Origin of the sequence: Shewanella sp. BC20 (genome assembly GCF_003129585.1) — a bacterium.
GTDB lineage: Bacteria > Pseudomonadota > Gammaproteobacteria > Enterobacterales > Shewanellaceae > Shewanella > Shewanella seohaensis.
This window is the reverse complement of the sequence record NZ_NHRI01000018.1, coordinates 39,468-51,348: the sequence shown is the minus strand read 5'-3', so window position 1 is coordinate 51,348 and position 11,881 is coordinate 39,468. Positions and strand designations below refer to the sequence as shown.

Genomic DNA, 11,881 nt, shown 5'->3' with positions numbered 1-11,881 from the left:
AAAAGGCCTGCTAGGCAGGCCTTTTTCCGTAATTCAAATTAGCAACCAGTTACAACACTAGTAACTGTAATTGGGCCGTATGCTGTCAGACCATTCACATATTGAACATAACAAGTGCCAGGGTTGTTAGCAGCTTTAGGGCTAACTTGTCCTTGAGGGTAAAAGTAAATACTCGTGCTTGCGCTATCCTCAAGATAAATCCACTCGCTTGATGTTCCACTAGCGGCAGCATTAATATCTAATGCGTTCTCAAGAGAGTCTGTCCATACTGGCGTTGCATGGCCGTAGTTAATCAAAACTGTTTTACCAGTTTCAACAGTTACTGTCGGAGGTGTTGCTGCCGTAGAAGCCACTGTATTATTGCCCGCAATTAACGATTTTGAGTTAATGAGGGTATCTGCACCTTTAATCGCAGCCTCCAATCCTTTCACAGTTGAAGCGCGTGCATCTGATTGTAGATTGATAAATTTAGGCGCTGCAGTAACTGCCAAAATGCCTAGAATAATAATTACGACCACTAATTCGATTAAGGTAAAACCACTTTGCTTTTTCATTTAAAACCCTTACTTAACAACCAGATGACTCAACATGATATTTAGGAGGATTACTAGAATCTGCCTGTTTGTATTCAACCCAACATTTTGCCGTATCTGAAGGTGTCAACTTTTTAGGATGAATAATCACAGGCGATGCAAGTGTCGTTGTGACAGTTGGCGCATCAACAATAGTCCACTCGTTAGTAGTATCTAAATCAAGGACTAACACCATATCAGCTGCTGCTTGCTTCAGATACCCATAAACACCGTTAACTTTAACATCGTCAGTCGCATCAGAATTACCCTTATCATCGATGATAATGCTAGATGTTGCCTTACTCTCTACCCCCTGAATCGCCGCCTTAGAATAAACAAGCGAATTAGCGCCTTGCAAAGACGCTTTGACACCATTCAAAGTAGATGCGTAGGCATCTGACTGAAGATTAATAAACTTAGGTGCTGCTGTGACAGCAAGAATACCTAAAATAATAATAACTACGACTAACTCAATTAAGGTAAAACCTTGTTGTCTTTTCATCATTAACTACCTATGTAATAACAATTCGAAATACAGTAACTTCACGCCAAAGCTATTAAGGCGTAAATGGTGTTTGAGTGAAACTTAATACTTTGCCCGTACCTGGGTTATACACCACCCCTTTTGCACCCGCAGTCGATAAATCTGGCGCTGGCGTCGGTACACCTGTGGTTTGGTTTAGCACCAGTGAAGCCACTTGATGATACACACATAAATCTAAACCGCTTACGGACGTGCCATTAATCGCATTTGAGCTTCCGCCCGCACCATCGATAACGCGCACTGTATAACGTTGATTGCGCGCATCTTGCGAATAAAGCACGTTACGCGGTGCACTTTGCAACACAGTATTAAATACCTGCTGGCAGCTTGCATCGGTCATCGCCGTTGCATCGGTACCAGAGGTGCCCGTTGGATAGCCAAAACGCGGGTCGAGGGACACTGAGGTACCGTCTAAGATCACACTGCTATTTTGGCGACCATCGACTTCCCATTGTGAACGCACAAAACTCACTGCGGTGGATAAACCACCCGCGACTCCGTCCACACTGGCATCTTCAGCATCATCGGTGACATTTAAAAAACGAGGGATCGCGGTTGCGGCCAACAGACCCAAAATTACGATCACAATGACCAGTTCAATCAATGAAAAACCATCTTGCTTAGTCTTCATTCGTCTCTCCCTATCTTGATGAAAGTCCATTCTAACAGCTAAATCAGTTTAAAAAAGCCCGTTACTTAACAATATTTTACGGAAACGTCAAAAAAATGACCCTGCCAGAGTTAAGCTGATAGCCGATACTGTCCCCATTTTGCGCGCGGTAACGGCAGCTATTATCCTTAGCAAAATACGAGCCGATAAGGGATTCGTCCCCCTGCTCCTGCCCCATTAATTGTTGCCACAATCGCTGACACGCTTGGTCATCCAACTGGCTAGGTTGTGGCCAACCCTGCGCATTCATCATCACAAAGGTTTGTTCATTATTTGTGCTTTGTTCGCTAAACACTTCCCAATCTAGTCGCATTTGCGGCGGTTTGCCAAGGGACAACCATTGAGAACGCACCATAGCCAACACGTTTAAGAAGCGCGTATGCTCTAACTCCACATTGCGGGCGGCCAGTTGTGGCATAGTCGCAAAATATTTAAATCCAATCACCGCGAGAATAATCAAGATCAAGGTCAGGCTAACGAGCCGCCCATACACACGTAATAGATCGCTTTCGGCCTTCTGTTGGCTCTGCATCTATTTGATCCTAATTGAGTTAAATTCTCGATTCGGCATTATTTCCCGCCTTTGACTACGTTGAGCATGTCCCACATCGGCAGGTAAATACCCAGCGCCAGCACCAATACAATCGCAGCCACAATTCCGATCAGAATCGGTTCTAACTTAGCGGTGAGATTTTTAAGATCGTAATCGACCTCACCTTCGTAAAAATCGGCGGCATCATTTAATAGTTGGTCAATCTGTCCGGTTTCTTCGCCTACCGCGACCATTTGCAACACCAGTGGCGTAAACAATTTACTCTGGTTCGAAACCCTCAGCATAGATTCGCCAGACTCAATACCACGGCGCATCCCGACAATTTTGTCGTGCATATACGCATTATCCACCGCATCGGCCACCAAACTGAGCGCCTGCGTCATCGGCACACCCGCACTCAACATCATCGAAAAGCTGCGACAATAACGGGAGAGGGTCGAGCGCTCAATAATCGAGCCCACGGCGGGAATGTGTAACTTCCATTGGTCCCATTGTTTCTCGCCTTTTTCCGTATGGTGCCAGTAACGGATCCCAATAATGGTTCCAAGCAGTATAATCAGCATCAGGGGCCAGTAGTTGACAAACAGGTTTGATGTGCCGATTAACACCTTAGTCGCCCAAGGCAAGTCGGCACCGAAACGGGCAAACATCTCGGCGAATTTCGGGATCACCATGATATTTAAAATCACCATGGCCAGCGCGATAGCAATCAATACAAATATGGGATATCGCATCGCGGCTTTAATTCGCCGACGAGTTTCCTGCTCACGCTCGATATAGCCCGAGAGCTGAATAAAAGCGTCCTCTAACTTACCGGTGTTTTCCCCCACATGCACCATAGAAACAAACAGAGAATCAAACACATCCGGATGTTGGTTCATAGCCGATGACAGTGGGCGCCCCGCAGTTAACTGCTCTGAAATATCATTCAGCGCATCTTTCATTCGTTGGGAGTGGGCGGTTTCGGATAAGCCTGCAATGGCGCGCAGGATAGGGATCCCCGAGCGCGTTAACGAGTACATTTGCCGGGTAAAAATTTGTAATTCATCCAAGCCGACTTTGCGCTTAAATAACTGCGCCAGGGTAAAGGACTTAGCTTCTTTAGCGACTTTGACTTCTAACGGGATAATGCCGCGGGCTAACAGCATATCGGCAGCTGCCCCCTCGGAGGCGGCATCGAGCTGCCCCGTTACGGCCTGACCTTGTCCACTGCGTCCACGGTATTGATAAACCGGCATAATTACGCCTCAACGCCTTGCTGAATGATAATATCCCGCGAGAGTGGCACCTGCGACTCACTCACGTCCTCAACAAGCTTAGCCACCTCTTCAATGGTCGTCATGCCCTCGCTCAAAAATTGCAGTGCCGACTCGGCGAGCGGGGTAAAGTTAGGACTTTGCAGGGCTGCACGGGCAAAATCCTGTGGGTTACCGGTACGCATCGCATCGATCATCTTTTCATCCAATTCGAGGATCTCAAAAATACCAATACGGCCGCGATAACCACTGCCGTTACAGCTTTGGCAGCCAGTGCCAATGCGGAACTTGGCGGATGAAAAGTCCTGACGACTCACACTATTTAGCCAGGCTTTTTCCTGCGCCGTAGGTTGATATACAACCCCGCAGTTATGGCACACGCGGCGCACTAAGCGCTGGGCAATAATCACCCTTAGCGCACTCGCCACTAAGTAACTGGCCGCGCCCATATCAAGCAAACGTAGCGCGCTGGTCACCGCATCGTTAGTGTGCAATGTGGATAACACAAAGTGACCCGTAAGTGCGCCCCGAAGACCAATCTCCACGGTTTCTTGGTCGCGCATCTCACCGACCATGATAATGTCCGGGTCTTGACGCAAGGTGGTGCGCAGCACGTTCGAGAAATCGAGCCCAATCTTATGGTTAACTTGAACTTGGTTGATCCTTGGCAATTGGTATTCGACCGGATCTTCTACCGTGATGATTTTGCGATCCGCAGTATTGAGTTCACTTAAGATGCCATACAAGGTGGTGGTTTTACCGCTACCCGTTGGCCCTGTCACCAGCAACATGCCGTGGGGACGTTTAATCTGTTTACGGATACGCGCCAAAATATGCGGCGGCATCCCGGTCTCATTTAAGGTCAACAAGCCTGCGGATTGGTCGAGTAGACGCATCACCACAGATTCGCCGTGGTAAATCGGCATAGTCGACATACGCACGTCAATCTTGTGCCCCTTAATCTCCATATGGAAACGCCCGTCCTGTGGCAGACGTTTTTCAGAAATATCTAGCCCAGCCATAAGCTTAAGCCGCAAGACTAAGGCTGCCGCGATATTGACTTCGTTTAGAATGGTCTCGTGTAACTGGCCATCGATACGTTGGCGGATCCGCAGGGCTTTTTCGCCAGGCTCAATATGAATATCCGAGGCGCGCATTTGTACCGCGTCTTCAAAAATCGACTGCAGCAGCTTAACGACTGTGGTTTCATTATCACTATCGCTTGAGGTCAGGCTCGCCAGATCAAACATTTGATCTGCGGCATATTCCTCTTCGAGCTTACCGGCAATTTGCGCGATTTGGTCGGTACGACGATACAGGTTATCAAAGGCTTGCAGTAACTGCTGCTCGGGGGCGACCGCAACACTGAGCTTTTTCGGCGCAATTAAGTTTTCTAAATGGTCGAGCGCCTGCAAATCTGCAGGATCGCTCATAGCCACTAATACCGTATCGCCCCGATCTTCCACCGCAAGGGCACGAAAACGCCGCGCTTGCACCTCGGGAATAAGGCTCACCACTTCGGCGGGGATGGGGCGTTTGCTGATATCCAGCAGCGGCAGATTGAGCTGCTGCGACAAAAATTGCAGTAGTTGGGTTTCGGTAATAGAGCGCAACTCAATCAGGGTGCGGCCGAGCTTATGCCCAGTCTTGCGCTGCTCTCCCAAAGCTTGTTGTAGCTGCTCTTCGGTAATAATCGATTCTTGAACTAACAGATCGCCCAAACGCATCTTTAATCTGGGTTTCATTGGCTATCTCCTAGTTGTTGTAAACGTTGTTCAATAAAAGCCGTGGCTTGGGTCGACAGGCCTGAATAACTTAAGGCGGTGCGATAGGCCTGACTGGCGGGGCCGAATTGCTGCTGTGAATCGAGGGCATAGGCTAATCCCATCCACCATTTCCCCTGCTGCGGCTCCTGCTGCAATAACTTGCGGTAAGCCTGTTCAACTAACGGATATTGGCCTTGTTTTTGGGCCAAATCCGTTTGCGCTAACCACTTTTGCCTCGCCAAACTATGGCTATCGGGAATTTGAGCAAGGCTAGCAAGAGCCGAATCAGTCTCGCCCATAGCATGTTGCACCCTTGCCAATAGCAAAGCAAATTCAAACTCTTGCGGATAAAGCAATCGCCCCTGCGCCAACACTTCAGCTGCTTGCGCCAGCTCACCTTGACCATAATGCAGCGCCGCCAGTTGTTTGCGCGACTCGTGCAAGCTTGGGTCGAGCTTGAGTGCTTTAGCATAGTAATCCATCGCCTTAACCAGCTGCCCCTGCTTTTCGGCATCCACCGCCAACACTAACTGCTTTTGCGCGAGTTGGCTTGGAGATAACTTCACTTCTCTAATCGCCATTTGCCCCGCTGCCTGAGCCGCAGTTTGGCTTGAAGCTTGGCTCGAAACCTGAGTCGCAGCAGGCACGACTGGCTCACTCGCCTTAGGCTCTGTTTGAGTAATTTTCACTTCGCTCTGATTTGCGTTAACGTCTGCTTGATTTGCTTTAGCGGTAACCTGTTGTGACTCAGCCTGTGTTTGCGCCGACTCTTGGGTTAATGCAGCTTGGTTAGCCATATCGGTTGAGGTGTTTGCCGCAACTGATTCGGTTATCGGTTCACTCATTGGTTCTACCTGCGCCGCGTTTACACGGGGAGATTGAGCCACACTTGGGGTAGATTCTGCTGACGCAGACATCTCCTTTGCTGAAGCATCTGTTGACGGCGGACTCAACTGTGCTATCTCTACAGTCGCCTCTACGGGTGAAGTCTTTACTGCTTCCAAAGGACGTTCATCTGTCTGCAAACTGGCGTTATCCAGCTGAATTTGCGCACTCGCTACAGGATTTGCACTGTTATCTGCGACGCTCTTTACGCCATAGATCGCCTGAAAGGCATATACCAATAATCCGCCCACCAGCAGCGACACTAAACTGATGACTAACCATTTACGCGATGAATTGGGGCGCCCTAAATACTGTGCCTGATGCGCAGCCACATTGCTGAGGGAATGCCCCTGCTGACGCTTATCGAGATCCTGCAGCATCTTGTTGATCACACTCATGCGACGCCTCCCCACAACTGTTGCAGGTTAACGCCAGAGAGCAGTAATGCCCCAATTGCCGCTGCACATGCTATCAGTGCGATCGCCATATACGCTGGCCACCTTTGTGAGCCGCGACTAGCATCTTCAGTATCTTGTATCGCGCCCTTAATGTGGGCCATCTGCACCTGAGTTGCGCCTTCGCCAAAACTAAGCATCAAGGCCTTATGAGCTAAGATGTTGATCAATCTGGGAATGCCACGTGATGCCTCGGCGATCTTACGGGTGAGTTTAGGGCCAAATAAGGCTTGTCCCGCATAGCCGGCCACCGCTAAGCGGTAACGGATGTAGGCATCGGTTTCATCCCAGGTTAACGGCCGCAGACTGTAGCTAAAGGTAATGCGCTGCCGCAGTTGTCTAAAGGCTTGGCGCTTTAACCGCTCATCCAATTCGGGCTGACCAAAGAGCACCACTTGCAGCAGCTTACGGCTTTCGGTTTCAAGATTGGTAAACAGTCGCAGCGCTTCTAGGCTCTCATCGGGCAAGGCCTGCGCTTCGTCCAACACTAATACGATGGCGTGACCATGGGCACTCAGAGCAAGTAATTGCTGCTGGATAAGTCCGGTAAGTTGCTGCTGATCGATTTCGCTGGTGTATTTTAATCCAAGTTCATTGGCCACCGCCCAGCGCAGCTCGGCGGGGGTCAGATAAGGATTAGGAAGATATGCACAATGGAACCCCTGCGGCAGCTCATTAATCAACTTACGGCAGATTAAGGTTTTGCCCGTGCCCACTTCGCCAGTGACTTTGATAAAACCCTCCCCGGTTTGTAGGGCGGTCTGCAACACTTGCAGCGCCTCTACGTGCGGGGATAACCCGAAAAAAAATCCGGTATTAGGTGTTAACGAAAATGGCGTTTGACTGAGTCCAAAGTGCTTCAAATACATGGAAGCTTACTTATTTTCTGGATACCAACGGTCGAGTAAGGTCTTAGAACGCTCCAACTCGTTTTTCCAAGTATCATTACCTACTACGGTAGGCTTTAACATAATAATCAGCTCGGTTTTCTTTTTCTGCTTGCTGCGGTTTTTAAATAATTCGCCGACGAGCGGAATATCACCGAGCAGGGGTACTTGAGAAACCACTTCGGTATTTTCGCTCTTCATCAAACCACCGATCACCACCACATCGCCTGAGGCTGCGCGGATAACGGTATCGGATTCACGGATCTCGCTCTGTGCCAACGGCAGTTCTAAGGATTCGCTGCTGACCTTAATGTCCTTGGTTTGTTCTTTTACATCAATAACGGAAGGATGCACATGGAGCAGCACATTGCCGTCTTTGTCGATTTGCGGCGTCACATCCAACGCGATGCCCGAGAAAAACGGCGTTAACTCAACCTGAGGCGTGGTTACAGGTGTAGTGCCCGCCACTGTGGTCGATGACACGTCGGTGACAAAGTACTCGTCGGTACCGACCTTAATCACCGCTTTTTGGTTGTTCGATGCCGTCACCCTTGGGCTAGACAGCACGTCCACATCGCCTTGGGTATCGAGCAGGCTAATCATGGTCTTGAAATCTGAACCTTTAATGCTCAAGGAAGTCACGCCACCGAGGGAGGCGGTGATTTTATCGCTCAAGCCTGCACCCCCAGAGGTGCCGAAATTAATATCAGTGTTACCAACATGGCCTAATACGTTATCCCATTGAATACCTTGCTGATAACCATCAGACAAAGTGACTTCGAGGATCTTCGCCTCGAGGATCACTTGGCGCTGCAGATGGCTCTCGGCGGAATTTAAAAAGGCACGTACCTGACGTAACTCATTAGGATAGGCACGAATAGTCACTAATCCCGCCTGTGGCGTCACCACCACCTGACGACCACCGCCAGTGTCACCAATAATGGCGCTCAAGGTTTCTTTCAATTCACCCCAAAAATCGGTCTTAGTGCGCGAACGAATAAAGGTGCCGTTAGTGCTATCGCTGCTGTTATTGTTGCCGTAATTACCGTTGTTGGAATTGTTATTGTTGCTGTTATTGCCAAAATTGCCGTTGTTCGAATTGTTGTTATTGGAGTTATTGTTATTAGAGTTGTTATTGTCGGAGATCCGGCCAGAACTCACAGAGGTCAGCGATAGACCATCGCGCTCCATGTATAAGTAATTTAATGGGAAAGTCTCAGTCCGCATGCCCGCAGGGAACACGCGCAGGATGCGCCCTTCACGGCTCACCTCATAACCATAAATATCTTCCACCACTTGAATGGCTTCACTCAGTGTCACACCTTTAAGTGACAATGAAATCGTGCCCTGCACATCGGGGTGCACAGCCACGCTAAAGGGAGTGCCCTGCACTAGGCTTGGGAAAAACACCCTCGCATCCACATCATGGGCAGACACATCGATACGACGCTCTGTTTCCATTGGCGGAGTTAACCCACCCATCATGGCATTGGCGTTCAGCTCACGCTGCACCGCATCGGGCATAGTGGCCGGTGGTGGAGGCGTTGGCTGACTCGCGGTTTGCATCGAGGTGGCCAGCGCTTCTTTTGAAGCAACGGGCTGCGGTCTATCCGTGGTTTGGCAGGCCATAAGGCAAAGTGAGAGTAGAGGCGTAATATATTTAATGGCTGTCATCTGAGTGTTATTCCCTATCTCTCTATTATTGCTTGAAATAATGCTAATTTCCGTCCGTCAGACAAGGAGACCGACGAGGGGGTGATACGCACCACTTTGACCCCTTGAATACTGTCTCCCACGGACACAATCTTATTGTTGATCACGGCATAGGCCGTGTTGCCCGAGCTGACAATGCTGTTAAGCACTAGGGCTTTGTTTTGGTTCTGAGTCACGGCGCCGGCGGCCGAGTAGCCTTTGCCGGGCAAGGTCGGATCCCTTAAGGTTTCGGCCGATACATGGGCAGACAACCCCAATAATGCAATGAAAATATAAGGCTTATTTAGCGACACTGATAAAGTCCTTATTGATACTCAAGGTATAAAGCTCAATATCGATTTTCCCCTTAGGGTATTCGGCTACTTTATAGTCGAGTCGTTTCCAGTAAAGTTTGTCGGGCATGGCCTCTACCGCTTCAACAAAGCGCAGCACAGAAAAATAATCCCCCTCCAAGCTCATGCGTATTCCATGGCTGTAGAGATTCAGCTTTTTCTCTTCACCCACGGCAAGGAGTGGCACGGGCGTAACCGAGGTAAACTTAAGTAATTTAATGCCTTGAACCTGTCCAAGCAGATTACCTAATAGCTCAGGCATATAATCGGCGGGCACCATGTCCACCATCTGCTCATTAAGCTGAGCATCAATCTCTTGATTCTGTTGCTGCAACAAGTTTAAACGCTGGCGATAGTCTTGATTAGGATCCATAGCTAATCGCTGCTGATATAAATCAATCTGTTGTATCGAAATCTTGTTTTCTTGCTCTAACGCCTTCACTTGTTGCGCCGTCGAATACTGTTGTTTCCACAGCGACTCGATAGGCATATAGGCCGACATGGCGACCAGCACTAACACGGCGAGAGCGATAAGCCCGCGCTCACGCTGGCTGAGAACATCAAACTTTTGCGCTAACTGTTCAAATCGGGCTTTCATCGCGCCTGCTCCTCTGGGGTCTCACTCGTTAGCGTGAAAGCCAGCGGTTTATCCTCACCGCGATCCATGGTCATAGACGAAAAAGCCTGACCTTTTAAGGTGTTCGTTGTCTTTAACTTGCCCACCCATTGCGGGATGCTCTGCGGATGATCGGCAAAGCCTTCGAACATAAAGTGCTGCTCGTTAATCACAATATGGTTAAGCCAAACACTCGTATCGGCCACCATAGCTAAATCCTTCAGCACGGGCGCAAAACCTCGGCTGGTGAGGGATGAGCGCAGTGCCAGCTCATTCATCAATAATTGTTTTAACTCGAGCTGCTGCGACTCTAACTCGACGCGCGCGACTAACTCTGCATCGGGTTTACGGGCGGCGATTTGCGCTTCCAGTTCCGCCTTTTGCTGATCGAATTGCTGTTTTTGCGCCGAGGCTTGGCTTAGCGCCCGCTGAGACTCGGCCAATTGCCAATAGCTAAAGGCCGCAAGTATGGCGCAGACCAGCACTAAGCCTAAGGTATAACTCATTAATTTCGAAAAGGTTAGGCTCTGCTTTGGGGGTAATAATGCCGCAGAATATAGATTGACTCTCGATTTTATCACTCGGCACCTCGTGAAAGTTCACTAAAGGCTAATCCCGCCATGCTCGCGCCCACGGCACGCTTATTAACGACATTAACGGCTTGGTTAAAGTTAGCCGATACCAACTTAGCCAAGGCATCTACTGCGCCGTCGGCAAATAATTCAATTGAGGCGACTGGAGGCTGACGCAATTGGCTTTCAAAGTAATCCATAGAACGCTGAATTTCTAGGCTTAAGTTATCCGCCAGTCCGTAATTAAGCTCATCCACCTCGGCCTTATCCAGCTCGGTAAAACCGCGCACTCGGCGCTGCATATACAGCTGACCTTGCTTGACCACAGTCAGCAATAACTCTTGGCCTGTATGATGGCTCACGACTAATCTCGCCTGATTATCCTCATCAAACAGGTTAGTCATGGCTAATTCTTCGATGCTAATGCCTAGCACGCTTAAACCTTGATCGCTGATGGCCTGCACCATAGCGCGCAACTTTTCTTTATCCACCACAACCACACTGAGCTTATTGCTCGGCAGGGGCGACTCAAAGTAATCCAAGTGAATTTGCGGCACAGGGATATTAACCATGTCTTTGATCGACCAGAGTAAAGCTTGGGATAATTCGTCACTATCGACATTCGGTTTATCGGCCACGAGCAACTGATAGCGGCCACTACCGAGGACTATTTGCAAAGATGCGTGGGGAAAGGCGTTGGCAAGTTCGGCGAAGGCCTGTTGCCACAGATCCTGTTGCAGCTCATAGGAAACCCATTGTTCTGCAAGACTTTCAGTCGCGGGAGCATAGACCCACAGCTTATCGGCACAGACATAAACACCGAGCGCCGAGCCAGCCTGTTTGGCTCGCCAAAAGGCTAACCGAGCAAAAAGTCCTTTATCCATAAAAATGCCTGTCTTCCGATAAAGTTAAAGCTTGAGTCATAAGAGCGCGAATAACAAACGTCCAAAACTGAAATAAGGATAAAGCGCATCACCTATAAAATGTGAAACCCATGATATCCAGCGTCATAATTTTGGCACAGGCTAGTTTAGCCGCTAATCAGTGAATTATATAGAGA

The 11,881-nt window shown here is 49.1% G+C and carries 13 protein-coding genes; all 13 read right to left on the bottom strand.

What is annotated here, in order from left to right; all coding sequences use genetic code 11:
- Window positions 1-38 precede the first annotated feature (38 nt).
- The 13 genes from CBX96_RS17135 to CBX96_RS17075 all read right to left on the bottom strand — a co-directional run bounded on the left by CBX96_RS17135 (window position 39) and on the right by CBX96_RS17075 (window position 11,705).
- Window positions 39-554 (bottom strand): type II secretion system protein, encoded by a 516-nt coding sequence (locus CBX96_RS17135; RefSeq protein WP_109287508.1) that lies wholly within the window; start codon window positions 552-554, stop codon window positions 39-41.
- Window positions 555-567: 13 nt separating this feature from the next.
- Complete coding sequence (locus CBX96_RS17130; RefSeq protein ID WP_109287507.1) at window positions 568-1,077, bottom strand: type II secretion system protein; 510 nt, start codon at window positions 1,075-1,077, stop codon at window positions 568-570.
- 52 nt (window positions 1,078-1,129) lie between these two features.
- Window positions 1,130-1,747: a prepilin-type N-terminal cleavage/methylation domain-containing protein gene (locus tag CBX96_RS17125; protein WP_011624994.1), complete on the bottom strand. Its 618-nt coding sequence runs from the start codon at window positions 1,745-1,747 to the stop codon at window positions 1,130-1,132.
- 76 nt (window positions 1,748-1,823) lie between these two features.
- On the bottom strand, window positions 1,824-2,318 hold the full coding sequence (locus CBX96_RS17120; RefSeq protein WP_089066853.1) for an MSHA biogenesis protein MshF: 495 nt from the start codon (window positions 2,316-2,318) through the stop codon (window positions 1,824-1,826).
- A 38-nt stretch (window positions 2,319-2,356) separates the two neighbouring features.
- Window positions 2,357-3,577: a type II secretion system F family protein gene (locus tag CBX96_RS17115; RefSeq protein WP_089066852.1), complete on the bottom strand. Its 1,221-nt coding sequence runs from the start codon at window positions 3,575-3,577 to the stop codon at window positions 2,357-2,359.
- Between the two features lie 2 nt (window positions 3,578-3,579).
- Window positions 3,580-5,340 carry a GspE/PulE family protein gene (locus CBX96_RS17110; protein ID WP_109287506.1) on the bottom strand — a complete coding sequence of 587 codons (1,761 nt, stop codon included), beginning with the start codon at window positions 5,338-5,340 and terminating at the stop codon, window positions 3,580-3,582.
- Window positions 5,337-6,644: a lipopolysaccharide assembly protein LapB gene (locus CBX96_RS17105; protein WP_109287505.1), complete on the bottom strand. Its 1,308-nt coding sequence runs from the start codon at window positions 6,642-6,644 to the stop codon at window positions 5,337-5,339. The genes CBX96_RS17110 and CBX96_RS17105 overlap by 4 nt, the downstream gene beginning before the upstream one ends.
- On the bottom strand, window positions 6,641-7,570 hold the full coding sequence (locus tag CBX96_RS17100; protein WP_109287504.1) for an ExeA family protein: 930 nt from the start codon (window positions 7,568-7,570) through the stop codon (window positions 6,641-6,643). Before CBX96_RS17100 ends, CBX96_RS17105 begins: the two co-directional genes overlap by 4 nt.
- Before the next feature lie 6 nt (window positions 7,571-7,576).
- On the bottom strand, window positions 7,577-9,262 hold the full coding sequence (gene mshL, locus CBX96_RS17095) for a pilus (MSHA type) biogenesis protein MshL (RefSeq protein ID WP_109287503.1): 1,686 nt from the start codon (window positions 9,260-9,262) through the stop codon (window positions 7,577-7,579).
- Window positions 9,263-9,276: 14 nt separating this feature from the next.
- Window positions 9,277-9,594 (bottom strand): MSHA biogenesis protein MshK, encoded by a 318-nt coding sequence (locus CBX96_RS17090; RefSeq protein ID WP_011718433.1) that lies wholly within the window; start codon window positions 9,592-9,594, stop codon window positions 9,277-9,279.
- Window positions 9,581-10,231: an MSHA biogenesis protein MshJ gene (locus tag CBX96_RS17085; protein WP_109287502.1), complete on the bottom strand. Its 651-nt coding sequence runs from the start codon at window positions 10,229-10,231 to the stop codon at window positions 9,581-9,583. The genes CBX96_RS17090 and CBX96_RS17085 overlap by 14 nt, the downstream gene beginning before the upstream one ends.
- Window positions 10,228-10,830, bottom strand: coding sequence for a PilN domain-containing protein (locus CBX96_RS17080; RefSeq protein ID WP_109287501.1), 603 nt, complete (start codon window positions 10,828-10,830; stop codon window positions 10,228-10,230). Before CBX96_RS17080 ends, CBX96_RS17085 begins: the two co-directional genes overlap by 4 nt.
- Window positions 10,827-11,705 carry a hypothetical protein gene (locus CBX96_RS17075; RefSeq protein ID WP_011718436.1) on the bottom strand — a complete coding sequence of 293 codons (879 nt, stop codon included), beginning with the start codon at window positions 11,703-11,705 and terminating at the stop codon, window positions 10,827-10,829. Before CBX96_RS17075 ends, CBX96_RS17080 begins: the two co-directional genes overlap by 4 nt.
- Between the last annotated feature and the right edge of the window lie 176 nt (window positions 11,706-11,881).

Coding starts and splice junctions, on each gene's coding strand:
- CBX96_RS17135 (WP_109287508.1), bottom strand. CDS start 554: ATGAAAAAGCAAAGTGGTTTTACCTTAATCGAATTAGTGGTCGTAATT.
- CBX96_RS17130 (WP_109287507.1), bottom strand. CDS start 1,077: ATGATGAAAAGACAACAAGGTTTTACCTTAATTGAGTTAGTCGTAGTT.
- CBX96_RS17125 (WP_011624994.1), bottom strand. CDS start 1,747: ATGAAGACTAAGCAAGATGGTTTTTCATTGATTGAACTGGTCATTGTG.
- CBX96_RS17120 (WP_089066853.1), bottom strand. CDS start 2,318: ATGCAGAGCCAACAGAAGGCCGAAAGCGATCTATTACGTGTGTATGGG.
- CBX96_RS17115 (WP_089066852.1), bottom strand. CDS start 3,577: ATGCCGGTTTATCAATACCGTGGACGCAGTGGACAAGGTCAGGCCGTA.
- CBX96_RS17110 (WP_109287506.1), bottom strand. CDS start 5,340: ATGAAACCCAGATTAAAGATGCGTTTGGGCGATCTGTTAGTTCAAGAA.
- CBX96_RS17105 (WP_109287505.1), bottom strand. CDS start 6,644: ATGAGTGTGATCAACAAGATGCTGCAGGATCTCGATAAGCGTCAGCAG.
- CBX96_RS17100 (WP_109287504.1), bottom strand. CDS start 7,570: ATGTATTTGAAGCACTTTGGACTCAGTCAAACGCCATTTTCGTTAACA.
- mshL (WP_109287503.1), bottom strand. CDS start 9,262: ATGACAGCCATTAAATATATTACGCCTCTACTCTCACTTTGCCTTATG.
- CBX96_RS17085 (WP_109287502.1), bottom strand. CDS start 10,231: ATGAAAGCCCGATTTGAACAGTTAGCGCAAAAGTTTGATGTTCTCAGC.
- CBX96_RS17075 (WP_011718436.1), bottom strand. CDS start 11,705: ATGGATAAAGGACTTTTTGCTCGGTTAGCCTTTTGGCGAGCCAAACAG.